At 58.6% G+C, this 26,705-nt stretch carries 18 protein-coding genes; 13 read left to right on the forward strand and 5 right to left on the reverse strand.

The features are described from left to right. Positions 1-94 precede the first annotated feature (94 nt). From hisC to IVB50_RS13770, 3 genes are all read right to left on the reverse strand, one after another. Positions 95-1,171, reverse strand: coding sequence for a histidinol-phosphate transaminase (gene hisC, locus IVB50_RS13760; RefSeq protein ID WP_247296062.1), 1,077 nt, complete (start codon positions 1,169-1,171; stop codon positions 95-97). A 1,339-nt stretch (positions 1,172-2,510) separates the two neighbouring features. Next, positions 2,511-3,230: a MerR family transcriptional regulator gene (locus IVB50_RS13765; RefSeq protein ID WP_026232958.1), complete on the reverse strand. Its 720-nt coding sequence runs from the start codon at positions 3,228-3,230 to the stop codon at positions 2,511-2,513. Between the two features lie 1,794 nt (positions 3,231-5,024). After that, on the reverse strand, positions 5,025-5,969 hold the full coding sequence (locus tag IVB50_RS13770; RefSeq protein ID WP_018455472.1) for a LysR family transcriptional regulator: 945 nt from the start codon (positions 5,967-5,969) through the stop codon (positions 5,025-5,027). Positions 5,970-6,411: 442 nt separating this feature from the next. On the opposite strand from IVB50_RS13770, the gene IVB50_RS13775 reads away from it, so the two are divergent. The 13 genes from IVB50_RS13775 to IVB50_RS13835 all read left to right on the forward strand — a co-directional run bounded on the left by IVB50_RS13775 (position 6,412) and on the right by IVB50_RS13835 (position 21,987). Then, complete coding sequence (locus IVB50_RS13775; protein WP_247296029.1) at positions 6,412-6,828, forward strand: response regulator; 417 nt, start codon at positions 6,412-6,414, stop codon at positions 6,826-6,828. Next, the gene (locus IVB50_RS13780; RefSeq protein WP_247296031.1) at positions 6,825-7,457 is read left to right on the forward strand and encodes a NodA family N-acyltransferase; all 633 of its coding nucleotides are present in this window, start codon (positions 6,825-6,827) and stop codon (positions 7,455-7,457) included. The genes IVB50_RS13775 and IVB50_RS13780 overlap by 4 nt, the downstream gene beginning before the upstream one ends. 17 nt (positions 7,458-7,474) lie before the next feature. Then, positions 7,475-8,113 (forward strand): chitooligosaccharide deacetylase NodB, encoded by a 639-nt coding sequence (nodB, locus tag IVB50_RS13785; protein WP_247296063.1) that lies wholly within the window; start codon positions 7,475-7,477, stop codon positions 8,111-8,113. Between the two features lie 14 nt (positions 8,114-8,127). Beyond that, positions 8,128-9,477, forward strand: coding sequence for a chitooligosaccharide synthase NodC (nodC, locus tag IVB50_RS13790; RefSeq protein ID WP_247296033.1), 1,350 nt, complete (start codon positions 8,128-8,130; stop codon positions 9,475-9,477). A gap of 22 nt (positions 9,478-9,499) precedes the next feature. Further along, positions 9,500-10,129, forward strand: a complete 630-nt coding sequence (nodS, locus tag IVB50_RS13795) for a nodulation methyltransferase NodS (RefSeq protein WP_247296035.1) — start codon at positions 9,500-9,502, stop codon at positions 10,127-10,129. 11 nt (positions 10,130-10,140) lie between these two features. Continuing rightward, on the forward strand, positions 10,141-11,853 hold the full coding sequence (gene nodU / locus IVB50_RS13800) for a nodulation protein NodU (RefSeq protein ID WP_247296038.1): 1,713 nt from the start codon (positions 10,141-10,143) through the stop codon (positions 11,851-11,853). A 4-nt stretch (positions 11,854-11,857) separates the two neighbouring features. Beyond that, on the forward strand, positions 11,858-12,772 hold the full coding sequence (gene nodI / locus IVB50_RS13805) for a nodulation factor ABC transporter ATP-binding protein NodI (RefSeq protein ID WP_018455479.1): 915 nt from the start codon (positions 11,858-11,860) through the stop codon (positions 12,770-12,772). 3 nt (positions 12,773-12,775) lie between these two features. Next, positions 12,776-13,564 (forward strand): ABC transporter permease, encoded by a 789-nt coding sequence (locus IVB50_RS13810; RefSeq protein ID WP_026232959.1) that lies wholly within the window; start codon positions 12,776-12,778, stop codon positions 13,562-13,564. Between the two features lie 190 nt (positions 13,565-13,754). Continuing rightward, positions 13,755-15,761 (forward strand): carbamoyltransferase, encoded by a 2,007-nt coding sequence (locus IVB50_RS13815; protein WP_247296040.1) that lies wholly within the window; start codon positions 13,755-13,757, stop codon positions 15,759-15,761. Between the two features lie 198 nt (positions 15,762-15,959). Further along, positions 15,960-16,934, forward strand: coding sequence for a nodulation protein NodZ (locus tag IVB50_RS13820; RefSeq protein WP_026232960.1), 975 nt, complete (start codon positions 15,960-15,962; stop codon positions 16,932-16,934). Positions 16,935-17,851: 917 nt separating this feature from the next. Then, complete coding sequence (locus tag IVB50_RS13825) at positions 17,852-18,688, forward strand: SDR family oxidoreductase (protein ID WP_247296043.1); 837 nt, start codon at positions 17,852-17,854, stop codon at positions 18,686-18,688. Positions 18,689-18,948: 260 nt separating this feature from the next. Then, positions 18,949-20,709 (forward strand): nif-specific transcriptional activator NifA, encoded by a 1,761-nt coding sequence (gene nifA / locus IVB50_RS13830; protein WP_247296045.1) that lies wholly within the window; start codon positions 18,949-18,951, stop codon positions 20,707-20,709. A gap of 411 nt (positions 20,710-21,120) precedes the next feature. Continuing rightward, the gene (locus tag IVB50_RS13835) at positions 21,121-21,987 is read left to right on the forward strand and encodes an electron transfer flavoprotein subunit beta/FixA family protein (RefSeq protein WP_247296047.1); all 867 of its coding nucleotides are present in this window, start codon (positions 21,121-21,123) and stop codon (positions 21,985-21,987) included. Positions 21,988-22,461: 474 nt separating this feature from the next. On the opposite strand, the gene IVB50_RS13840 is transcribed toward IVB50_RS13835, so the two are convergent. Next, positions 22,462-23,811, reverse strand: a complete 1,350-nt coding sequence (locus tag IVB50_RS13840; RefSeq protein WP_247296049.1) for an MFS transporter — start codon at positions 23,809-23,811, stop codon at positions 22,462-22,464. Between the two features lie 973 nt (positions 23,812-24,784). Beyond that, positions 24,785-26,611, reverse strand: a complete 1,827-nt coding sequence (gene glmS / locus IVB50_RS13845; protein WP_247296050.1) for a glutamine--fructose-6-phosphate transaminase (isomerizing) — start codon at positions 26,609-26,611, stop codon at positions 24,785-24,787. Positions 26,612-26,705: the final 94 nt, after the last annotated feature.

Here is a 26,705-nt window from a genome sequence, read left to right on the forward strand (position 1 = left end):
GACAACAACTGACTGAGGCCGGTCGCGAAGCTGCATCATGTGTGGGTCCTGTTCGATGACGAACGGGCATCTGTGACCTGAGTGGAAGGGTTCACTAGCCACGGCATCCCACTTTCTTAAGAATGCTGCCGACAGCCGCAAGAAACGCATCCATCTGGCGCTTTGTACCGATGCTAACCCGAATGCACTCTTCCAGGCCGGGATCCGGAAAGAAGGCAACGAGGACGCTCTGGTCTTGCAACGCCGCCTGCCACCATCTGCCACCCTGGCCTACCGGCACACGGGCGAGGAGGAAGTTCGCGTGGGAAGGCGTTACGGAGAACCCAAATTCCGAGAGGGCGGCCGCTACGCGCTGACGCTCAGACCTGACGTGGCGATGGTTCTCCTCGTAGGCGTCGCGATGCGCAAGGACGCTCATGCCTACGGCATGAGCGACCACATTCATGTTAAAAACATTCTGGATGTTGCGAAGCCGCCCAATCAGCTCGGGATGGCCGAAACCGAAGCCGACGCGAATGCCAGCGGCGGAATGACTCTTGGAAAGCGTGCGCAGGACCAGAAGATTCGAATGGCGCTCAATGAGGCGTAGGCCGTCCTCAGGTGCGAAATCGACATAAGCTTCGTCCAATACGATCAATCGGTCAGACCGTGTAACGAGGCGCTCGATCTCAGCGACCGGAACGAAGGTTCCGGTCGGATTGTTCGGATTGGCCAGCAGAATGAACTTGGCATGTTTAGCCGGACCGAAAAGCAGCTTGTCCATCGGCAAGCAGTCGGGTTCAGACCAGGGAATTTCAATGAACCGAGCCCCTTGCAACATGGCAAGCTTGCGATTGAATGAGAAGCCGGGCGACATCATTGCGATGCTGTCGCCCGGGGCAAGAAAGGCTCTGTAAATGAGACTGAGGAGTTCAGACGATCCATTGCCAGCCATCACGCGATCAGTGGCAAGCCCGTACGCCGCTGCGGCCGCTTGCCTCAAGCTGATATTGTCATCTTCTGGATAGCGGTATTGCACCTCAAGAGCTGCAATTGCGCTTCGCATCACGATGGCTGGCAAAGGAAATGGGTTCTCATTCGTATTCAGTTTCACGGAAGTATTGTCGCGCGTAGGCCGCCCGGACGGCAGAGCATCCAATTCGCGAGCCACCGGCGAGAGCGAGGAAAGCATATTTTGCAGTTTTGTATCCAATTTGATGTTCTCCCTTTCGTCGACGAGAGCAGTTGACGGCCTTCATCGAGCCTACCTGATGCGCGCCCCGTATTCGGAGCCGGGAAGCGCAAGGCGTGCATGAATGTGAGGGTGGGTGCCACAGGCGGGCTCAGATCTAAGCGCCGCACCGGATCAGAGTCCGGCTCAAAGTCCGGCAGCGATCAGTGCGGATCAGGCGGGCGCACGGCGTTATCCCGGCGAATACCTGTTTCAAGAGGGGAGGAAACGCCACGTCCACTCGGCCGAACAACGCTGCTAACGTGGCTTGAACTCGCGTAATCCGCAGACAGACTGCGCACGCCTGACATGTTGCCACAAACGTTCCTTCTAAAGAGGTCCTCGCAGCTCACTCCCGAGAGCGAGGTGCGCATCAGTGTCACTGGGTGGAAGAAGCCACCGATGTTCGTCGGCCTTACGATTGTGGAAGTGATGCTCATTCCAGTGGTACCAGACGAATGGGAACGTACTCTTCGGGCGGCCGTTCGGGCGCGCACGACAGCTCTGATAGCATTGCCGCGAGGGCGAGAAATGCTGCGGGTGCGGCGACTGCGACGCACGTGACCAGCGCGTAATCGCGAGGCCTAGAATGGTTCATCATTCAACGCTCCCTGCGGTGTTGGTGCGGGCGGTCAGGTCTGCGCGACCATTTCGACGGTATTGTCGCGGCGGCGGTAAACGATGGACCCAGGAGCGGCATTGTCTCCCTTGGAGTCGAATCGAACCGTGGCAATGGCCCTTTCGATTGAGCCCGAGGTTCGGCCGCAGCGACCCGCGTGGCATCGACGGTGCCCGCCCGTCTGACCGAGCCTGCCCATGCTTGAACTGGGGCATAAGCGTAGCCTGCAACCTGCAGCAGATTGGCTTGAAGCCTTGAGCTTGGCGACATCGGCTGCCCTGCAGCATTCTTCGTCGAGTGCGGCATGGAGGTAAAGGAGCGTGCCGGAGTCGCCGGCAATGGCCAAAGACGTTCATCCACCGAATTGTTCTCGCCCAGCGCTCTCACCGGGAACTTCCAAAAGGGGTGCAGATCATTGGAGTCTCCATCGGCGTAGCCGGCGCTCTGTAGGTCGCCCCGCCGCTGCGTCGATACTTTTAGAAGGTACAATTTGACGCTACGTACGGATCAAGTACTTCGAAGCGTGCTCGTCGAGGTTGGCAGAGCGAAAGTTCCCAGGGTGTCGACAACGCACATTCGCAGGCGAATTGCTACGGGCCAACGATCCTCAGTCAGACAAGGATCAGCATCAGCTCATTCAGTTAGAGACATTTGAGCAACCGAGTCCGGCAGCCGGGTGCGTCAACTCGTTCCGAGCTGGCTCTCCAGCGCGGCGAGGGCGAGATCCAGGTATCGCATGAGGCTCGCATCCCAGCCGGCGAGATTGTGTGGTTCAGTCAATCGCGTCAGCACCTTCAGTATCATCGAGACAGTCGAATCAACTCCTGCGATCTCAGTCAGCAGCGAACGGGCCTGACGCGCGACCGCATTTGGTCGCTCACCGCATGGCGGCTCGCCCCGATCCATGCAGCTTCGTAGCTCGTCCCGAATCTTGCGCCACCGATCTTCGCGGCTAGCGTTAGAGGCGCATGTGCAGATGGCCGAGGGGGTACGTTCCTGAATCCGCGACATTGCATCTAACGTGGCCGGTAGCTCGTCGACACTAACTTCTGTCTCACCTTGCGTCGTCATATTGCGCAATCGATCCCGTAATAATGTCGCCCGCGCGACTTGAATTTCAATTCGCTCGAGATGGTTGCGCAATAGGTCCGTGAGAGACGACCGTCCCTCGATGGCTTTGCGGATCTCAGGAAGCGAGAAGCCGAGCTCACGTAGCGCCCGTATCTGACAGACGCGTTGTAGGCTTTCACGATCGTACATGCGGTGACCGCCACCGGTACGTTCCGCGACCGTCAACAACCCCGTATGTTCGTAATGATGCAGAGTGCGTACCGTTACGCCGGTCGCCTCTGCAAGTTCTCCAATGCGCCATCGGCGCCGTCGTGGTGTGGCTTTTGTCATGGTCCTCAATTTGCAAGCCTACAACCTGACGTCACGTGAGAATCAAGTGATTTCAATGATCTAGATGATGGTCTCTCGCTGCGAACCCCAGGAGCACTGAGCGCATGCTGTTAATCAATCAGCCGAGACAAGTGCAAGCATCAAGTTCGCCAGCGACGCCAATTCGTCCCTCGCTGCGCGTTGCATCACAAGTCTGGCGATCGCTACGCGATTCTCGCCGGTTCGCATGCATGTCGGTAAAGACGCGATTGCTCGATCAAAAAGGTTTCCCAAGCTCGCGAGATCCTCCGGGTCGTAGACTCCGCTCGGCTTCTCCAACAGTAAGCTCCTTTCATTGCGGCACCTTCGCTGCACGTGGGGAAGCCGTTTGGCTGTGGTAGGGCAAAAAGAAGACGGAGCGGCGACGTGCGCGAAAGAATGTGACAGGTGCGTTCGTGTGGTGCCGTTGTGCAACACGGCGTTTGCTTCCCTTTTGTCCAACACTGCCTGACCGAAACTGTGCAATTTCCGCTGGATGCTGGCGCAGCAGCGGCCATTTGCTGTCTGATCGCCACGCGAAGCGAAAGCAGGTACATGCCACCCCGCTTGCTCTTGAGACACAGCTTCACGAACGGCTGCCCAGACAAAGTACTGATCTGATCAGATGGGTGGCGCGGCCGCCCGCTCGGCACCTAGCAGCGTTTTCGACGCGCTGCTAGTCTGTTGATGGCTTTGTGGCCGCGAAGGCGTTGTTCGCGCATGGCAACATCGGGTTTTGGAATGCCACAAGATGATGGCTGCTCTTCAACGGCGCAAGTCTGCGACGCAAAGCGCCAGTATAATGAGAGAAGGCGGGCCGCAAAACCATTTCCGGCATGTATCTCAACGCGAGCGCACCTCGCGCGGTTGGCGAAACGTTACTCGCGATTGAGGACGGAGCCTCGAAGGATCGCTCCGATATCCGTCGGACGTGGAGGCACACTCAAAACGGGCAACACGCCCCCGGCGCCGCGCGGGCCGCGCCGGGAAACAACGAAGTGCCATAGCTCCTACAGCAATAACTCGCATATCCAGACGTGAGCCGGATCAGTGTTGCGCAGCACAGTCCCTTGCTCGTCCAGAAGCTCACTCACTTTCATCCTCGAACAGTATCGCTTTGGTGTGCGAGCGCTGGACATAGATGCTTTGGGTAAGATTGGCAAATCATGTTGCCGCACCGAAGTAGCTCTTCGAAGTCAGCGGTGACGGGCCGCAACTCGGGACTAACGGCGGCGGCATCCCGCGCGCGACGCGCCACGACACTCTCGAATAACACCACTGTCGCGATCCGAAAGGATGACCTGCACCCACCGATCCGATGTGGTGCTTTGGCATTGCTGCTGCGATCACCGGGACAGTAGACGGCAAGGAGAATGCCCACCGGCAGGTTAAGAGCGGTGTGGGTGCCTGCCAGTGTCCACGTTTGCAGCCTCGATCGCAGGTCTTAGTCTACAACCTGACGCGGTGTACGATTCGAGGGATTTTAGTGCCAAGGCCTGATTTCGTTCATCTGACTGGCCGGATCACTTCGCGAGCTCTGAGCCTCAGCTCATGTAGAACAGTGCGATGCAGCCGTCGTGTCAGGCAAGTCAGGCGGAGCGCCGCCGAACGAGCTGTATGAAGCGCAAGATCGTCACGCCAGCGCGAGATCAAGAGCGCGGCCGACCCGATCAAACTACGCTCAAACGCGCCAATCCGAACACCAGCGAGGACCGGAGCCTCGAGCCTGGCGTAGATCTGGTTAACCGAGATTAGATCGCAAACGGCCGAACAATGCTAGAACGGGCCGTGACATTGGTTGGTCTCGGACGGAGAGACCATCATGGATGCCTCTTGCAAGAACATGTTGCGCATCCAAATGCTTGCAGGATCAGTATTATGAATGGCCGGCCACTGGACGGCCTCGGTGAATGTGAGAAGTCGCAGCGGAGGTTCGATGACCCGCAGGGGCATCGTGTCTGCGAAATGGCTGACCAGTCTTGAGGGCATACTCGCTATACGGTTGGTGCCCAATAACATAGGCGGAATCATACCAAAACCCTGCACTGCGACCTCGGTGCGTATCTTGAAACCATGCTCGAGCAAGAGCCATTCGTGAAAGGAGGGCCTCAGGGAGCCCCCGAACCGGGCTTCCACGTGCCCGATCGACATGTACTTCTCGAACGTAAGTCGCGGCGCCAGCTGCTTGTTCATGGGGCAGCCCACGCAAACGAACGTGTCCTCGAACAGTGCCGCCTTGGGATGCGCACTCGACATGAACATCTCCGGATACATGAGAAAATCGACTTCACCGCGCCGGAGAAGTTCATCGGGTTCCTCTAAGGGCGGCAGCAACTCGAAATTGATCGTCGGAGCTTCCCGCGCGACGCGGTCCACGATTCTTCGAAGAAACACGACAGTCATGAAGTCGGACAGGATGATCCTGAATCGCCGATTCGATTGAGACGGAGTGAAGCCCTCCGGAGAAATGATGGAGAGCTGAATGTGAGCGAGAGCCTCGCGAATTGGGGCTGCGAGCGCTTGAGCCCGCGGCGTTGGGACAAGCTTCCGACCCCTCATCGTGAATAGCTCATCGCGAAAGTAAGTGCGAAGCCGCGCGACGGCAGCACTCATGGCAGGTTGACTGAGGTTGATGCTTCTTGCCGCCGCAGTGAGATTGCCTTGCGTCACCAGGGCGTCGAACGCGACGAGGAGATTCAGATCGAGGCCCTTGAAACGCATAATCTTGAGTGATCCACCGTGTGAATGTGTTCTATCGATACAATCGATTTTACCATTTGTACCGACTGAGGATAGCAAAGGATAGTTTAGCGAGATGCCAGATCTATCAGAATGGTTACAAATCGTAGCGCGTCTCAGCCCAGCGCCAGGGATCGATCAAGACATCTGGACCGTGCGGTCGCAGTTTCGCGCGTGTTGCGCAAGTCCTATCTCGGCGAGCTAGCACGGTGGGGATCCGCAAATGTGCGTGGGCGTATAGGACGAGCAAACCATCGTATGGCTTCGCCAACCCATTCTATACCGGCCGTGTACCGCTGTAGAATTGAGCGAACGCTTAACCTGACCGTAGATTTCCCTCCAGTTGGACCCCTTCGGTTGGGGGTGCCAAATGTGTTTTGGTCGCATCCGATTGCGTCCTTGCTGCGGGGAAATCGTGCCGAACATGCAAGCGAAGCCGTCCTTCGTGAATCTGATGCGAGTTGCGCACACGCTCGACGTCGTATCCATTGTGAATGCAGATCGGTCAGTGCGTGAAGGTCTGACAGATATGGTTTTTTCGGCGGGTTACGTACCCGAACCCTTCGAGAGCGCAGACGAGTTCTTGAAATCGGGCCGCCGTTTGATCACGTCGTGCTTGATCGCGGACATGCAGTCGAGCGTGATGAGTGGCTTTGAGCTTTTCCATCATCTGGCTGCATCCGGAGGCGCGATTCCCACCGTTCTGCTCACAGACAGCTTCGAAAACGATATGAGGCGAGTCCTGCAAACTGGACTCCAGTTTTTGAGCAAGCCTTTCGAGCGCAGCGAACTGCTGGCGTGCGTCAGGAGCCAGATAATGAATAGGAATTACTCTCTATGAAAATGATCGCGCCCGGATCCACACGAGGTGCTTCGGCGCGCCCTCCAGTTCGTTGGAGGCTGTGCTGGGAGAATGAGCTTCAACTTGCTGACCATATTGAGTTGTCCGACTTCTTCCGGAAGACCTATGGTCCGACCGGGGCATTCAATGCAAAGCCCTTTGAAGGTCATCGAAGCTGGGCCGGCGCAAGGCCTGAGATTCGCGCAATCGGCTACGATGATCGTGGTGTTGCGATTCACATCGGCGCACTGCGCCGCTTCATAAAAGTGGGTGAGGTCGATCTGCTTGTGGCTGAACTCGGATTGTACGGGGTGCGCCCGGATCTCGAGGGGCTCGGAATCAGCCACTCCATCCGCGTGATGTATCCCGTATTGCGAGATCTTGGGGTGCCGTTCGGTTTTGGCACGGTCCGATCTGCCCTGCAGAAACATATTACCAGGCTGCTCGGGCGACAGGGATTAGCGACTGTTCTGCCAGCGCTCCGTGTCCGGTCCGCTCGTCCGGATATCTATCTCACTGTGCCTCCGACGCGCGTGGAGGACGTGGTCGGCCTCGTTCTGCCGATTGCGAGGCCAATGAGCGAATGGCCGGCCGGTGAGATGATTGAACGGAACGGGCCAGAACTGTGACGTCTGCAGACGGCGAAATTAAAGCCCGGAGCGACTACGCCGACCCCGGCGGAGAGCACTGCGTCTATCTTACATTTGATGATGGGCCCAACCCGCATTGCACGCCGGCTATCCTAGATGTGCTGGCGCAGCATCGGGCCCCCGCCACCTTCTGCGTGATCGGTGCATATGCAGCGGGTCAGCCGGAGCTGATGCAGCGCATCGTCGCAGAAGGGCACGAAATCGCAAACCACACAATGACGCACCCGGATTTATCCAAATGCAAGCCCGATGAGGTGGAATACGAGATCCTCACAACGAACAAGGTCATCGGAATGGCCTGCCCGCGAGCCTCTGTGCGGCACATGCGTGCGCCGTATGGGACTTGGACCAAGGAGGCCCTCGCCGCGTCGGCGAAGGCCGAACTGGCAGCCCTGCATTGGTCAGTCGACCCGCAAGACTGGTCTCGTCCTGGCGGCGAGGCGATTGTTGCCGCGGTGCTGGCCTCGGTACGCCCGGGGGCGATCGTGCTCCTGCACGACGGGTGCCCTCCCGACGAGTTGGAACGCTGCCCTCACTCTGGTCGGCGCGACCAGACTGTGACGGCGCTCGCCAAGCTCATTCCAGCACTGCATGACCGTGGATTTGCAATCCGGTCGCTTCCTCAAACAAACTGAATAGATCAATTCCCATGAGCCTGCTTGCCACCATCAGCACCGTTGCTGTTGCCTCATACGCGTTGCTCTCCAGCGTCCATAAGAGCGCGCAGGCGCTTTATGCGCTGCGAACCGACGCCTCACTGCCGCCGTACGACTCGGCCGACGCCGGTGCTCTGCCCAGCGTGGACGTCATCGTGCCCTGCTTCAACGAGGACCCGCGCACGCTGGCGGCCTGCCTGAAGTCTCTTGCAAGCCAGGACTACCCAGGGCGATTGCAGGTTTATGTCGTCGATGACGGCTCTGCAAATGTCGCAGCAGTGGCCCCGGTCCATGCGAGCTACGCATATGACCCGAGGTTCAACGTCATTCTGCTGCCAAGCAACGTTGGAAAGCGCAAGGCGCAGATCGCAGCGATACGCCGGTCGTTCGGCGATCTCGTGCTCAACGTCGATTCCGACACGGAAATCGCCAGCGACGTGGTCAGCAAACTCGTACGCAAGATGCAGGATCCAGCCGTCGGCGCGGCCATGGGCCAATTGACGGCCAGCAACCGGAACGACAGCTGGCTGACCCGATTGATCGACATGGAGTACTGGTTGGCTTGCAACGAGGAGCGCGCGGCGCAGACGCGCTTTGGTGCCGTCATGTGCTGCTGCGGGCCGTGTGCCATGTACCGCCGCTCCGCGCTGCTGTTGCTGCTGGACCAGTACGAGACGCAGTTCTTCCGGGGAAAGCCGAGCGACTTCGGTGAGGACCGCCATCTGACGATCCTCATGCTCAAGGCAGGGTTTCGAACCGAGTACGTTCCGGACGCCATCGCCGCCACGGTGGTCCCGGACAGGCTCTTGCCCTATCTGCGGCAACAGCTCCGCTGGGCGCGGAGCACTTACCGCGACACGCTGTTGGGCTTGCACCTGTTGCCCGGCCTGGACCGGTACCTTACGCTCGACGTGCTCGGACAGAACCTCGGGCCGCTGCTGCTCGCCATCTCATCGATTGCCGCGCTCGCTCAGCTCGCGCTCACCGGCACCGTGCCCTGGTGGACCGGTCTGACCATCGTCGCGATGACCATGGTTCGATGCAGCGTGGCGGCCCTCCGTGCCGGCGAGCTTCGATTTATCGGCTTCTCGCTGCACACCCCGATCAACATCTTCCTCCTGCTCCCGATGAAAGCCTATGCGCTCTGTACCTTGAGCAACAGCGACTGGCTCTCGCGCAAAGTAGCGAAATCATCAGACGTCGATGTCTCGATTGAAGACGCGACAAATGGACCAAGCCTTAACCCGGGATCGAAAGCGCCTGGCTCAATTCGCGGGGCAGGTCTTTCGCGCGCTCCCTCGCAGCTGATCGCGTCTGATGGCATTGCCGCCGCGACTGACTGACAGCTTTGTAGGGGATCTAGTGGTGAGCGTGGACAAGACATATCAATCCTTGCAACGGGAGCTGACCAACGATGACCCGTGGCGGCTTGACGACAATCCGTTCGAACGTGAGCGTCACACCCAATTGCTACGGCTATCGCTGTCGAACGGCGCCGTCTCAACCGGCCTCGAGATCGGGTGCGCGGCCGGTGCATTCACAGAGAAGCTTGCTCCTCACTGCAAACGGCTCACGGTCATCGATGTTATGCCGCGAGCGATCGGTCGAACGGTCCAGCGGACCAAGAGGTGGTCGCATATCAGCTGGGCGGCGACCGATATTCTGCAGTTCTCGACCGAAGAGCTGTTCGATCTGATCGTGGTCGCCGAAGTTCTTTACTATCTCGAAGACATGACACGGATGCGTACCGCAATCGACAAGCTGGTGAAGATGCTTGCTCCAGGTGGGCACCTGGTCTTCGGATCTGCACGTGATGCCATCTGCAGGCGATGGGGGCATGTCGCTGGCGCCGAGACAGTCATCACGATGTTGACTGAAGCGCTCATTGAGGTCGAACGCGTGCAGTGCCAGGGGCAGTCGGCTGACGAAGACTGCTTGTTGGTCCGCTTTCGCAATCCGGAGCGATCTTCGATTTGTTCTAACGGCCGAGCTTGAAAGGAGCTACGATGCGCATTTGCGGTATTAAGTTGACGCATGACGGGGCAGTCGCTCTGATCGAGGACGGCCGGGTGGTGTTTTGTGTCGAACAGGAGAAGCTGAACAACAATCCGCGTTATCAAACTATCGACAACCTGGATGCCGTTGTTGGCGCCTTGGCGGAGCACGGGCTGGATCCGAGCGATGTTGATCAGTTCGTCATTGATGGCTGGGATGGAGAGTTCGAGTCACAGTTTGAAGTCCTTAGTGGGACGACGACCATCAAGCTCAAGGGCGCGCCGTATGTCGAACGGCAAGGCGATAGCCCCCTGACGTCCCGCGGTCGGATCGGCCTCATGCTTGATGGGAAGCTATATCCCTATCAAAGCTATCCCCATGTCACCGGGCACGTAGCATCCGCATACTGCGCCAGCTCGTTTGCCAAATCCGGACAATCTGCTTTCTGCTTGGTGTGGGACGGCTGCATTTTTCCGCGCCTCTACTATGTAGAGCCCCACGGCATCCGGTTCATCGAGTGCCTGTTTCCGATAATAGGTCACGCCTATGCGACGGCAGGACACCACTTTGGACCTTACAGGCGGGCAGACCGGACCAGCTGGGATCTCGGTATTGCCGGCAAGCTGATGGCCTATATCGCACTGGGATCGCCCGACGAGGATTGTATTAAGACGTTTCATGAACTTTATGAGGGCCACTTTGCCACGGATGCTGAGGGCGCTTGTCCTGAGCTTGAAGAGATCAACAGCTCACAATCGCCACTTGAAGCTCTGCACGACTTCTTCGATGCGTGCGCAATGCGATTGAAGGAAAAACAGGCCCAAGACGTCCTTGCGTCATTTCACGTGTTTCTAGAGCGTCTGCTGGTTCGCACCATTGCTGATGTGGTGGAGCGGCATTCGAATCTTGCGGGGGCGCGTAACCTCTGCATAGCCGGCGGCTGTGGCCTGAATATTAAGTGGAATAGTGCATTTCGTGCGACAGGCCTGTTCGATTTCGTGTGGGTGCCGCCCTTTCCGAACGACAGCGGCTCAGCCATTGGTGCTGCTTGCTCTGCATTGGCGGCACAGCAAGGCTTTAGAGCTCTGGAATGGTCGGTCTACAGCGGACCGGCCGTGCGTCCCAGCGAAGTCCCGCCCGAATGGGAGGGCGCGCCCTGCACTATGGGCCAACTTGCGGCAATTCTCGCTTGCGACAAGCCCGTGGTCTTCCTTGCCGGGCGTGCCGAGCTCGGGCCGCGAGCCTTGGGTGGCAGAAGCATTCTCGCGGCTGCGAGCTGGGAAGGAATGAAAGATCATCTCAACGACATCAAACTTCGTGAGCATTTCAGGCCGGTAGCGCCGATATGCCTGGAGGATCGTGCCGCGGAGATTTTTAGCCCTGGAATACCTGATCCGTACATGCTGTTCGATCACCAGACGCGACCAGAATGGCGGGACAAAATTCCCGCCGTTGTGCATCTCGATGGATCTGCTCGTCTACAAACCGTTTCTAGAACCTCTCAGCATGAAGTGGCCGAGCTTCTCGTCGAATACGAGAAGCTCACAGCCATTCCGCTGCTTTGCAATACCAGCGCCAATCTGCATGGACGCGGCTTTTTCCCGGATGCTGCCGCCGCGTGCCAGTGGGGACGCGTCGATCACGTATGGTGTGACGGCCTGCTTTGGACAAAAAAGCGCGCAAGCGGGGAAGCGGCGGGAATAACGTCCGTCGCGATGGCGTAAGCAAATGTCAACCGCGGCAGTCGACCTTTTCCAGGTGAGCAAGTTCTACGACGACAGGGTCGTCGTGGACGCTCTTTCGTTTACGGTCTCGCCGGGAGAGTGCTTCGGTCTGCTGGGACCAAACGGCGCGGGTAAAAGCACGCTTGCGCGTTTGATCCTGGGTGTTGCATCGCCCGACGCAGGTAAGATATGCGTGCTCGGCGAGCCAGTGCCGGCGCGGGCGCGTTTGGCGCGCCGGGGGATCGGGGTTGTCCCACAGTTCGATAACCTTGATCTTCAGCTCACGGTACGCGAAAACTTGCTCGTTTTCGGGCGCTACTTCGCCATGAGCGCGGCTGAGGTGGAAGCGGTCACGCCGTCACTGCTCGAATTCGCACGCCTGGAGAACAAGGCGGACGCGCGAGTCGCCGAACTGTCCGGCGGCATGAAGCGACGCCTGACGTTGGCACGGGCCCTCATTAACGATCCGCAGCTCTTGGTCCTTGATGAGCCGACGACCGGCCTCGATCCGCACGGCCGTCACCTGATTTGGGAACGCTTGCGCTCGTTATTAGGGCGCGGCAAAACGATCCTTCTCACCACCCACTTCATGGAAGAGGCGGAGCGATTGTGCGACCGCCTGTGCGTGCTCGAGCACGGCCGTAAGATCGCCGAAGGTCAGCCTCGCGCGCTGATCGAGCAGCAGATCGGCTGCCAAGTGATCGAGATTTACGGCGGTAACCCGCACGAACTGCTGCCGCTGGTTAGACCCCAAGTGCAGCGCGCTGAGGTGAGCGGGGAGACGCTGTTCTGCTATGTCACGGATCCAGAGCAGGTGCGCCTCCGGCTTGTCAACCGCACGGATCTGCGCTTTCTGCAGCGTCCTCCAAATCTGGAGGATGTGTTCTTGCGGCTAACCGGGCGAGAGATAAAGGACTGAACGATGTGGCAACGTTTTGCGCCGGCGCTCCCTGCTAATCCGTGGAACTGGATGGCGGTATGGCGCCGCAATTTTCTGGTTTGGCGGAAAGTTGCTCTGGCATCGGTTCTTGGGAATCTGGCCGAGCCGATGAGCTCTCTGTTCGGTCTCGGTTTTGGCCTTGGAATGATCATAGGTGGTGTTGAGGGCACCTCATATATCTCGTTTCTGGCGGCTGGAATGGTTGCCACAAGCGCGATGGTCTCCGCAACCTTCGAAACGATCTATGCGGCTTACGCTCGCATGCAGACAAATTGCACCTGGGAGGCAGTGCTCTGTACGCCCCTTACGCTCGGCGACATTGTCCTCGGTGAAGTGGCATGGGCAGCGAGCAAGGCCTTGCTCGCCGGGACCGCGATCACGATTGTGGCCGTCGCGCTGGGTTACGCAGAGTGGTCATCCATCCCCTATGCGTTACCAGCCATCGCCCTCACTGGCGTTACTTTCGCGAGCCTCGCAATGGTCGTTTCAGCACTTGCACCGAGCCACGACTATTTCATCTTCTACCAGTCGCTTATTCTTACGCCCATGATGTATTTAAGCGGGACGATCTTCCCAATGAGCCAGTTGCCCGGTTCATTTCAACGCATCGCAGCCTTATTGCCGCTGAGTCATTCGGTCGATCTCATTCGTCCAACAATGCTTGGTCGACCGGTTGACAGCGTCGGATTGCATGTGGGCGCACTTTGCATCTACGCAGCAGTCCCCTTCCTCGTCTCGGCTGTGCTCCTTCGGCAGCGCCTGATGCGGTGAGAGGAATAAGATCTAAAGCGAAGCATCGCGTGTGCGAGATGAGATATCGGGCTTAGCGAACTTCCAATCGCGTGCGACGCTTACATGCGTCTGGTCAGCTAACGGTGCCTGATCGGCCCCGCGGGGCCTACTTCCAAAGCAAGCGATACGAAATGGGCCAACAGGCCTCTCAGGATTAACGGAGAACAAGATGCTGTGTCTAGGATTGAGTGGCGGCCTCGACAGGGTCTATGAAAACCCCCTTGGGCTACCGGGCACGTTTCTGCACGACGGCGCCGCGGTACTTGTCAAGGACGGGCGCGTGATCGCTGCCGTGGAAGAGGAGCGCCTCAACCGGATCAAACATTCAAACAAGCTGCCGAGCAGTGCGATCGAATACTGTCTTGCAGCCGCGGGTGTGGAGCTTCGCGACGTCGATCGTATTGCGTTCTACGCTACTGAAGCCTATTGCAATGCAATGCTCGAACGGTTGTTCATCTCACAACCGGAAATCTCAATTCCCCTAGATGCGAATCTGCTGCTACGGCACCTTCTAGCCTCGGAGTTCGGTACCCAAGTTGATCCTTCCCGGGTGTCATTCGTAGGCCACCATCAGGCCCACGCCGTGAGCGCTCTGGCGATGTCGGGTTTTGAAGATAGCCTGGTCCTCGCGATCGACGGTTGTGGCGACTTCCTGTCGGGTCTCTTGGCTGTCGGGTCAGGCAGCGAAATGACCGAGCTTATGACGTTTCCAGAGAATAACTCTCTCGGACTGTTCTATCTGGAGACGATCCGATATCTCGGCTATGGCCTGTTCGACGAGTATAAGGTTATGGGACTGGCTCCTTACGGAGATCCCGCACGCTATCGCGAGCTCTTTTCGCAATTTTATGAGCTCTCCGCAAACGGTGGCTACCGCGTTCACCTCGAACGTATCGGCCCGGCATTGCTGCGCAATATCGAGGTCCGGCGAAAGGGAATGCCGTTCACCCAACAGCATCGAGATGTGAGCGCATCGTTGCAGGAGGCGCTGGAGCGGATCGTGTTTCACATTCTGCGGCATTACCGTGAGTCGACCGGAATGAAACGGTTGTGCCTGGCTGGCGGGGTGGCCCATAACTGCACGCTGAACGGAAAACTCCTGTATTCAGGCCTGTTCGAAGACATCTTCGTGCAGCCGGCTGCGCATGACGCCGGATGCGCATTGGGCGCGGCGCTGATGGTGTCGAACGAGGCCGGGCAGCCTGCGCCCCGCGAGCGGCTACAGGCGGTTTATTGGGGGCCAGATGTCGGCAGCGACGATAGCATCGAAAAGGAACTGCAGGGATGGGCCGGACACCTCGAGTTTGAACGGACCGCTGACGTCGCAACCAGAGCAGCCGAGTGGATGGTTGATGGCGCCGTGATCGGGTGGGTGCAGGGCCGATCGGAGTTCGGCCCTCGTGCGCTCGGCAACCGTAGTATTCTTGCGGACCCGAGGCCCGCGGCGAACAAGGACCGGATCAATGCGATGGTCAAGAAGCGCGAGAGTTATCGACCATTTGCACCATCGGTTCTGGAGGAGGATGCGGGCGCGTTCTTTGAGTTGCCGGATGGTCGCGCAGAATACCCCTTCATGAATTTCGTCGTTCGCGTGCGGGAATCCAAGCGTGCTTTGCTGGGCGCGATCACGCATATCGATGGTACGGCTCGGCTGCAGACGGTTTCTCGCACGAACAATTCCGCCTATTGGGAACTCATCAATGCGTTCAAGAGCCGGACAGGCGTCCCGATTTTGCTTAACACGTCGTTCAACAACAATGCCGAACCGATCGTAGATTCCGTTGCCGATGCGATTACGGCGTTTTTGTCAACCGAGCTGGATGGCCTTGTAATCGGTTCATTCCTCGTCAAAAAGCGGGCGACAACGCTCGAAAGCTGGACTGCACTCGCTGTATCACTGCCGCCCCATGTATCTCTTTACCGGGTTCGCGCTCATGCGGGCCGAGAACGCCAGGAGACAGTCTGCGAGATCCGCATGGGTCACTCCAGCCAGGAGAGCGTGCGCGTCTCGCATGACCTGTTCGACATGCTGATGCAAATTGAGAAGGAAGCTGTTCTTGCCGATCTTCTCGCCAGGGTCACCTCTGACAGGACTAGGCGAGAAGCTCTCGTGAACGAACTGCGTGGGCTCTGGGATCTGCGCCGTATACGGCTGCATCCGTCACCGACTGCGTGATTGCAAAAGGTGAGCAATGCGGAACAGGGCTCTTTGGAGGCCTCTCGCATGACCTCCCAAACGCGGTGCCGTGGAGGAGGGTTGCAGGTTGATCGCCTTGCGTCCCGGTGACCAGCCGTCCACTGGCGTGGATCGGAATCGCAGATGCTAGGTGCGCCACACAAAGCTGATCTTGCACAACGAGAAGGGTTTGATAACTTGACCAAGGAACGCTTTGTTATTTCTCGGAGGCGTACCGGCTTCGGTGACTGCCTCTGGTCATTGGCGTCGGCCTGGTCGTACGCGCAGCGGACCGGGCGGACGCTCGTCGTTGACTGGCGCGGTTCCTGCTACATCGACCGACCGTTCAGCAACGCCTTTCCGGTGTTCTTCGAGCCAGTTGAGGACATCGCTGGGGTACCGGTGATTTGCGATGACCGGATCAACCAGCTCTCGTTTCCCGGACCGTTCTTCCCGCGGTGGTGGAACAGGCCGTCGATCGACTGCATCAATCGTCCGGATGAGCAGATCTTCCGAGAACGTGACGAACTGACCGAGCTGTTCCAGGCGAGAGAAGATAACGAAGCCAACACCATTGTCTGTGACGCCTGCCTGATGTGGCGTTGTGGCGAGGCAGCCGAACGACTGATCTTTCGGAACATCAAGCTCAGGTCTGAGATTCAAGCGCGGATCGACGCCTTGTATGAGGAACATTTTAGCGGCCATAGCATCATTGGCGTTCATGTTCGGCACGGCAATGGCGAAGATATCATGGAGCATGCGCCGTACTGGGCCGATTCGGAGCTCGCCCTTCGTCAGGTTTGCATGGCAATCCGTAAAGCCAAGGCTTTGCCATATCCAAAGCCTGTAAAGGTCTTCCTGTGCACGGACAGTGCACAGGTGCTCGATCGCCTATCGGGTCTGTTTCCCGATGTCTTCGCCGTACCAAAACGTTTCCAGGCCGATCGGGCAGGGCCGTTGCATAGTGCGGAAATGGGAATTGAAGGTGGAGCTTCCGCTCTCATCGACATGTATCTTCTTGCGCGGTGCGCTACCGTGATCCGCTTTCCCCCCACCAGCGCCTTCACGCGCTATGCCCGTCTGCTCGTGCCACGGATTATTGAATTCGACCAGAGCAATCCGGAGCGCTTGACCCTGATCGATAATCCATACGAGCATTTCGCGGCTTCCTGAAGCGCCAGAATGTGGGCCTGAACAATGACGGGCTAGATCATCGGTCTGATACTGCTGGCTTCGACACGGTCGAGTTTCGCAACGTGTCGCAGGAACGTTGGATGGCGACTTCCGTCCCGCAAGCGACGGCTGACCGGCGCACTACCATGGATGCGGTGCGGTGGGAGGGCGAACGCCTGAGAAGCGTAAGGCGGATGCCAGCGAGGGCCGGCGGTCTTGCCCGGCAACACTTCGGGCCCTCCGGTGCAAGTCGAGTCGCGCGGAAAGCTTACAGTTCTGTCATCCTCCAGCCAAGTCCGCCGCCGCTGGCCAGACGGTGAAAAGCACGGCAATGGCGGTCCGGGTCGGCGAGGAAATCTGACGTAACAGACAGTCACGACAGAATGTCCCAGCAGCAAGGAGGCGCGTCCGGTAGATGGATCGCCTTTGCTGGGCAGGGCTTTCGTTTTCTGGACGACGGCCTTTGTTCATGCTCCGCTCGCGGAGTCCTTTCGGACGGAGGTGTGATGAACCGCGCGGCCGGCGGCCCATCGGTATTGCTCAAGAGCCGTATGTGCGGCCGCGCGTAACCGGGCCGAGAGCAACTTGGACGAACCGGCCATTAAATCCTGATCTCCGCCCGCAGCTAATCTATCTCGTCTAGCGCGCATGACCCACAGACCACTCGTGGAGTGGTGACGCAGTCAGCTCGCCATGGAAACCCCAGCCTCTGGCTCGAGGCGTAGCGCACGCAGTGGGCAGCACCCGGGAGCTCGACGACAGCCATTGCTGCGGCGCTGCCGGTGTCGCAAAGCAAACAGGCCAGATGTTCGGAACCTGCCATTTGCGTCGTAAAAGCGCGCCACCTGTGCCCTGCTTCGCTCTGGCCCGGATCCTGCACCAGGTGCACGGGCGAGGGGAGCGGAAGGGAGTCGCGTGTGAATCTAGGTCTACCAGATGACAACGCGGTCGCAGCTAAATCGTCGGAAACGGACCCTCGTGGTCCAATTCACGCCGATGGAGCGGGCCGTCCGCTGCGTGAGCGGAAGACGCTGGTATTGACCGGGGCATCGCGCGGTATCGGTCGCGCCACGGGAAGATTGTTTTCGGAAGCCGGTTGGCGCATCATTTCTTGCGCGCGCCAACCATTCGACGCGGTGCGCTGCCCATGGGACTCAGAGGGGGATAGCTATATCGAAGTCGACCTGAGCGATCATCGGACGCTACCGCGCGTGATTGCCCAGATAAAGGAGCGCCTTGCCGGCGCACCGCTGCAGGGACTGATAAACAATGCCGGAAACTCACCAAAAACGCCAAACGGTGCCCGGCTCACGTCGCTGGCGACCTCAGTCGATACCTGGATGAGCGTGTTCCACCTCAATCTGGTGGCGCCGATCCTGCTCGCTCAAGGTCTGTTCGATGAGCTAAAAGCGGCGTCAGGCTCGATCGTCAATGTGACTTCGATCGCCGGAGCGCGGGTGCATCCATTTGCAGGCACGGCATATGCCACGTCGAAAGCTGCGCTCGCTTGTCTCACGCGCGAAATGGCGCACGACTACGCCTCACATGGCATTCGCGTCAATGCGATCGCGCCCGGCGAAATCAAGACGGACATTTTGTCGCCTGATACGGAAGCGCATCTTGTGCCAAAGATCCCACTACGCCGGGTGGGTACACCCGAAGAGGTCGCCAAGGTCATTTTCTTCCTATGTTCAGATGCGGCAAGTTATGTCACGGGTGCCGAAGTGCCGATCAATGGCGGGCAACACTTGTGAGTGAATCCGTCCCTGGCGAACCCGACTAACTCAGCTTCATCGATCGAAGCCATGTTGGCCAGGCGAATCCGCGCAGCGAGTTGGAAAGAATAAAGCGCAAAATCTAGTCACTGTAAGTGCTGCCGCCGTGCCATGAAGAGCCGTCATCTCTCGCCCCCGGCCTGAGAACTGGATGTCAGATCGAGGCAGGCATGCAACACGAGTCTAACAAGTCCGATCGAGGTGATGGGGAGGATCAAGAAAGGAACGGAGAAGTCACTATGCTGGACAGCGTTTCCCTGAGCGAAACACCAAACTCAACCTCCGGCGCGGACCCTTCCGCTTCTATTCCGCCGTCGCAAGAGAAATCGCTAAGCACGATCTTTGAAATAGCGCACACGCTCACTGGCCTATCCCGGCTCGAAGCCAAGCTGGCGAGCGTCATCGAGCGCCTGCCATCGCTCGTGCAGATGCGGCGCGGCATCGTATGTCTGTTCGAACATGACGGGCTGCCCGAGATCATCGTAGACGACGGCCGGAGCGAAGGGCGCGACGCGCGTTGCGGGGGGCGCTTGCCGCAAGGAGCAATTGATCAAATTGTGGCGACGGGGCGGCCGCTCATCGTCGAGAACGTAGCGCTGCATTCGATCTTCAGTTTTTCGGAAGTCGAGATGATGCTAGACGCCGCCCGTAATACGTGTGTTGCCTTCATCGGCGTTCCCATAGAGATCGACGAGAAAGTTGTGGGTACGCTGAGCATCGACCGCATCGCAGACCACGGGACGCATGCGCAGCTCGAGGACGACCTCCGCCTGCTGACGATGGTCGCAAGCCTTCTGGGCCAGACGGCAAAGCTGCATTGCACCTTTGTGCGCGACCGCGGGCGGCTTATGGACGAGGAGTTCCGGCTGCAGACGCAGCCGTCGTCCGAGCTCAAGCCTCATGGCCGGGAGCGTAAGAAGGTCCAAGTCGAGGGAATTATCGGCGACAGTCCGGCGCTGCGCGCGATGCTTGAGAAGATCGAGCTGATCGCAAAATCGAATAGCACCGTTCTGTTGCGTGGCGAATCGGGTACCGGCAAAGAGCTGGTCGCGAAGGCTATTCACGAGCGTTCAGCGCGCGCCAAACGCCCCTTTATCAAGCTGAATTGCGCAGCCCTTACCGAGACGGTGCTGGAATCCGAATTGTTCGGTCACGAGAAGGGGGCGTTTACGGGCGCATTCAACGCGCGCAAGGGTCGCTTCGAACTCGCGGACAAGGGAACGTTGTTTCTGGATGAGATTGGCGAGATCTCGGCGTCGTTCCAGGCGAAACTCCTGCGCGTGCTTCAGGAGCAGGAGTTCGAGCGGGTGGGCGGCAATCAGACGATCAAAGTCGACGTCCGCGTGATTGCTGCCACGAACAAGAATCTTGAAGAGGCGGTGGCAAGGAAGGAGTTTCGTGCCGATCTCTATTATCGCATTAGCGTGGTTCCTCTGCTACTGCCGCCGCTGCGCGAAAGACGCACTGATATTCCGCTTCTCGCCGCTCGATTCTTGAAGAACTTCAACAATGAGAACGGCCGTGCTCTGGTCTTCGAGTCAAGTGCGATAGACGTTCTTATGAATTGCGGATTTCCCGGTAATGTCCGTGAGCTGGAGAACTGTGTGCAGCGGACCGCGACCCTGGCGCACGGATCGTCGATCGTAAGAGACGATTTTGCCTGCTGCCACGGGCAATGCCTGTCGGCCACTCTATGGAAGTGCGGGCTGGAGCAAGTGGCACGACAGCCGAGCCCGATAATCTCACTTCCCGCGAGGCTGAGCATGCCGCCGACACAAGCTGTGGCACACGTTCAGCCGGTCGGTAGCGAACTGACGCCGCTAGAGCCACCCGGCCGACCCAACATAGGTGCCGCCAAGGTCACAGATCGCGAGCGCGTAGTCGCCGCGATGGAAACGTCCGGGTGGGTACAGGCCAAGGCGGCGCGCTTGCTTGGACTGACGCCGCGCCAGATTGGCTATGCCTTGAGAAGGCACGGTATCGAGATCAAGCGCTTCTGAATAAAAAGTCGGCTCGCGTCTCTCTCGATCGCCGGGCGCGGTAGGAGAGCGTGCGCAAGAGGCGGTACTCTGGTCCATGAAGCGGATACGAAACCGATGTGCTCTGCTTGGGGGGCCATGCCGGGAGCGTAAGCCATCTTCGCGTCAGCCGCGTGCTGGTCATCGTCTGCTTGCAATGTATTCGCCCTATGAGAAATGATTAGGTGTCGAACCAGCGCAAGATCGCGGCCGGGCCGTTTATGGCGCGACTCAGATGAGAGAGATCACGTCCGCTTTACGCAACTCGTCGCAGTCCCAACGGTCTCACCGTCAGTCGCCAGCCGTTGCATTCGTCTCTCATCGGCGAAGTGCCTGGGGTGGTATGACAGTTGCTATTCGTGGGGAGCCTGCTCAACATCTTAGGAGAAGCATATGCACAGCATCGTCTGCATCAAACAGGTCCCCGACTCCGCACAAATCCGCGTGCATCCTATCACGAATACGATCATGCGGCAGGGCGTGCCGACGATCATCAACCCATATGATCTGTTCGCACTGGAAGCTGCGCTCGAGCTACGAGACAAGTTCGGCGGCGAAATCACTGTTCTGACAATGGGGCCGCCGTCGGCCGAAGAATCTCTCCGAAAGGCGCTGACATTTGGTGCCGATCGTGCTGTCCTGCTCACCGATCGTAGTTTCGCAGGCTCTGATACGCTGGCGACGAGTTACGCTCTGGCGTGCGCGATTCGCAATATCGGGAAGGAATATGGCCCACCAGACGTCATATTCACTGGCAAGCAGACTATCGACGGCGATACGGCGCAGGTGGGACCTGGCATTGCAAAGAGGCTCGGGGTCCAGCAGCTTACGTATGTTTCAACAATCAAAGCGTTGGACTTCAAAGCACGCACGATCGATGCGGAACGGCGCTGCGAAGGAGGAGTCCAAGTGCTGCGTTCCAAGCTTCCTTGTCTCGTCAGCATGTTAGAGGCAAGCAATCAAATTCGCCGCGGTGCAATGATCGACGCCTTGCGTGCGGCCCGTGCCTCCGTCGTAAAATGGAGCGCTCAAACTGCCGGCGTGGATGACATGGCCAAATGCGGTCTGAGGGGGTCGCCGACGGTCGTCAAGCGTGTCTTCGCGCCCTCCGCACGAGCGGAGAAGGCGACGTGGGTGGAAGCGGCCGAGCAGCCGGCGCAAGCGTTGATCGACGCCATGTTCAAGCGCAACCCTACGCTCGAGACGGAGCTCGCACAGCTTGCGCGCGGTACCTCATCCGCCCAAACTAGCGGTGCGTGAAGTCGCCGCTGATCGAGCGGAGCCAGCGACGGCCCGGGTCGTGGTCATGCTGGCCCGACGCGCGGCGCACCAGGCACGATTCAAGCTTTTCGACCGCTAGCTGAGAATTGGCGAGCTGCGATACACCTTCTTCCTATGCAATGTCGAGCTGTATCGGGACGAGCCGTCGCTGATGCTGAGTCGGAATGGCTGAGCACTAACGCAACGCTCGATGCGTTGTGTGGTCGAGCGGCGCGACTCGCACTTTTCGGTTAGGTGAAAAACGAGCAGAGCTCGCGCGAGGGAGATACATCCCTCGCGCGAGCTCCACGTGCGCTGCCATGCAAACTTAACGGGCACGTCTTGAGGCTGCATGAATTCCGCAGTGGCCCGCGGCCCGCCGAGTGGCACGCGGACTACCGAGATCACCGCAAGGACCGCCACGCACCCCGCTCAGTTCAGTCTTGGACGTGAAGGTCCCCCGTGGGCGCGCTGCTAACGTGTGGTAAATTGCGCGCTTACGGCCCCGTTAGACCCCTCGGGTCGCGACAGCTTCGCAACTCTGTTGGTGTTTCCTGGATAAATCCTGAGCGCGGCGATAATGCCGAGCAAAGCTGCAAACATCAACCAGAAACCCGGCGAAGCCTTGTCGTCGGTCCGATCGATCAGCCAAGTCGATGCCAGCGGCGTAAAGGTACCAAAGAGAGCTGCGGCGAGTGCGAAGGCTAAAGAAAAGCAGGTTGTGCGAACGTGCTTCGGCACGATTTCGACCAAAGCGCCCAACATGGCGCCGCTGTAGGTGCCAAAATAGAACGAGAACATCATCTCCACGACCACCATCTTGCCAAAGCTTGGGTCGGTCACAAGCCAGGACAACGCCGGATATACAGTCACCAAGGCAAGGCCAGCAATGGTCAGCAAGACCGGCTTCCGACCGATTCTATCAGAGATCGCGCCGCCGATTGGGTTCCAGATGAAGTTCGTCACGGCGACCAAAAGCGTCACCAAGAGCGTGGTCTGCGAGGACAGCTGCAATACGTGCTTGCCGAACGTAGGCGTGTACACTGTGACGAAATAGAAGGTCGTGGTCGTCAGCATTGCGATCATCATGCCAAGAATGACAATGCGCCAGTTCGCAACTGTGGAGGCAAAGACCTCGCGGGCCGTTGGGTGGGTCTTCATGACCAGAAACTCCGGAGTTTCCTCCAGCGTCCGGCGCAGGAAGAAGATAAGCGGAACGATCAGGCAGCCAAGGAAGAATGGGATCCGCCAGCCCCAGGCGGCAACCATTTCGGCCGGAAGTGCTTCGCTCAAAAAATATCCGATAAGAGCCGCGACAAAGATCGCAACCTGCTGGCTCGAGGACTGAAACGATGTGTAAAAGCCGCGGTTACCCGGGGTGGCAATCTCGGAGAGGTAGACGGAAACGCCGCCAACCTCAACGCCCGCAGAAAAGCCCTGCAACAGCCGTCCGAACAGCACGATCGCGGGTGCGGCAATGCCGATCGTTGCATAGCCGGGACAAAAGGCGATGATGACGGTGCCAATAGCCATAATCGAAAGCGTGATGATCAGGCCTTGCCGACGGCCAATCTGGTCAATATAGGCTCCAAGCACAATCGCGCCAACAGGTCGCATCAAAGCCCCCAGCCAGAACACACCGAAGGTGTTAAGCAGTGAAGCGGTTTCGCTTCCTGATGGAAAGAACGCGTTTCCGATGGCACTGGCGTAGAACCCGAACAAGAAGAAGTCGAACTGCTCGAGGAAGTTGCCGCTCGTCGCACGTAAGATGGCGCCAATGCGCTGTTTGGCCTTTGACGCTTGCGCGATGGACACTGGTGACATGGCGAGTTTCCTCTCGGTTTGAAATGGCCGGTTCTGGAGAAAATCTCACGCCAGCCGAGTGCAGTTTCATGGCCGCGAATCTGCCATAAGGGCACTATCGACCAACCCGTAAGCGCCTGACGTTTCCGGCATATTTTCGGCAATTGCCGCAAACTCGCACAGTTTTTCGGGCGTTATTCCGCTCGCGTCGCAGGAGTGACTCTCAACCTATTGAAACCTCGGGCAATTCTCGGTGGAAAGGTTGTTGTCTGTGGCGTGGCCGAATTCCTCATTGAGCGCACCGACATGCAATGAAAAGCAAGGACGAGATGCATGGGATAGAGCGGCAGGGAAGAGCTGCCGTGAGATGTCTGCTAGAACAGCTCGCGAGCCTGCGATTGGAGCCGAGGTGCGTTAGCATCTCACCCGATGTCCAGCGATTTGGCCTCGAGTTGCTCAAGTTAACCTGAGGTTTACGGAAAAGATTTGGTGAGCGTGCTGGTGATCGAGCCCGTCCGATAGCGCCGATCGCCATGCTCGGGCAAGTGCCACGTTGTCCTTCGAAGCGAGGCGCGCCTCGTACTTCGAGGGGCGCTGCGGTCCTAATGCGGTCCAAAACCCGCGCTGAGGGGGAGGATCACAGCGGGCCTCCTCAGCGATAATGGGCTTAATCGAACAGCTTCATCTGGCTTCCACGTCGTATTAGAAACCTGGATGTTTGTCACGAATTATGACCAGGTCCAAGCAATCGGAATGTCGTGATAAGCCCTGCGCGACTGCTTGCTTGCCGGAGGCAAGGCCACGCCAGCCTCGCAACCTGATTGGCCGTAAATTTTGCACATGAGGCTCGCCTCCGTAAGCGAGGGCTATGAACCGCCGCGAAACCATGCGGTGGCATCGGGCCAGGAGCTGGGCGGCACATCGTAATTCGATCTGACCGAGGCTTGTGCGCATTCGGAATCTGACCACGATGTCCAGGTCGCATCACCTTGCCTTATTCGACAGTTACCGATTTCGCGAGATTTCGGGGTTGGTCGACGTCCGTGCCCATCAGGATGGCCGTGTGGTAGGCCAGAAGCTGCACCGGAATCGCATAAACAATGGACGTGAACGTCGTATCCATCTCCGGCATCACAATCGTCGCGAGTGAATCCATGGATACCTCTGCGGCTCCCCGAGCGTCCGTTATCAAGATAATCTTGCCGCCGCGTGCGGCGACCTCCTGCATGTTCGAGATGGTCTTTTCGAACACCCGGTCGCAGGGAGCAATGACGATTACGGGAACGCTCTCGTCGATCAAGGCGATCGGGCCGTGCTTGAGCTCTCCGGCCGCATAGCCCTCGGCGTGAATATAGGAGATCTCCTTCAGCTTCAGTGCCCCCTCCAGGGCCAATGGAAACGACGTGCCGCGACCAAGATATAGCACGTCACGCGATTTGGCGATGTCGCGTGCGAGCTTCTCGATCTGCGGCTCGCTGGCAAGCGCCGCGGTAACAAGCCGTGGGATTTCGATCAGCGCTCGCACGAGATCGACCTCGTCGCTATCCGGCAATTCACCGCGCGCCTTGCCAGCAGCGACCGCAAGCGCCGCAAGGACGACCAGCTGGCATGTGAACGCCTTGGTCGAGGCAACGCCGATCTCAGGTCCGGCGAGCGTCTGCAACACTGTCCCGCTTTCGCGCGCAATGGTCGAACTCAGTACGTTCACGACAGAGAGGGTATGCAGGCCTTGCGATTTGGCATAGCGGAGCGCGGCCAGCGTATCGGCCGTCTCGCCGGACTGCGAGATGAAGATAGCAAGATCTCCCTTGCGCATCGGCGCCTCACGATACCGAAATTCGGAGGCGACATCGAGCTCGACCGGAATACGAGCCAGCCGCTCGAACCAGTATTTGCCGACATGGCCGGCGTAGCCTGCCGTACCGCAAGCCGTGATCGAGATATGTCCGATCTCGTTGAAGTCGAACGGAAGCTCCTGCGGCAGTGCCACGCTCTCGGTGGCGATATCGACGTAACGCGCCACCGTCTGCCCGATCACCTCTGGCTGTTCGTGGATTTCCTTCGCCATGAAGTGGCGGTAGTTTGCTTTGTCGACGAGAACCGACGACGCGCCAGATTTCATCACCTCCCGGCGGACAACTGTGCCTTGTGCGTCGTAGACCACGCTGAAGTTGCGGTTGAGCACAGCCCAATCGCCGTCCTCAAGGTAGGTGATCAAGCCGGTAAGGGGCGCGAGCGCGATAGCATCCGATCCGAGATACATTTCGCCTTCTCCATGTCCGATCGCGAGTGGTGAGCCCTTGCGCGCACCGATCATGAGGTCGTGTTGATCCTTGAACAGGATTGCAAGCGCAAACGCGCCGATTAGCCGCGGCAGCGACGCTTTTACTGCCTCCTGCGGCGAGCAGCCATCTTTCAGATAAAAGTCGATGAGATGCGTCACCACCTCGGTGTCTGTTTCAGAGGCGAAACAGGCGCCATGCTGTTTTAGCTCCGCTCGCAGCTCGCGGAAGTTCTCAATTATGCCGTTATGGACGACTGCAACATTGTCCGTTGCATGGGGATGAGCATTGTGCTCCGTCGGCTTGCCGTGAGTAGCCCAGCGCGTGTGCCCAATCCCGACATGGCCTGAGAGCGGATGGCAGCGAACGCGTGTCTCAAGGTTCCTCAGCTTCCCCTCGGCGCGTCGAAGCTCGATATGGTTTCCTTTGAGCGTTCCGATGCCCGCTGAGTCATAGCCACGATATTCCAGTCGCTTCAGTGAATCGATCAGACGATCCGCGACCGGACCGCGCCCCAAGATGCCGACAATTCCGCACATTTAGTCAGTTTACCTCAAGTTCAAAACAGAGCGTCCCGCAAGGCGCGCCTGACCAATTCGCTCGCTTTAGTTATCCGCCAGTCTAGCCGTGCCT

The sequence above is a fragment of the Bradyrhizobium sp. 87 genome, from assembly GCF_023073015.1.
GTDB lineage: Bacteria > Pseudomonadota > Alphaproteobacteria > Rhizobiales > Xanthobacteraceae > Bradyrhizobium > Bradyrhizobium canariense_D.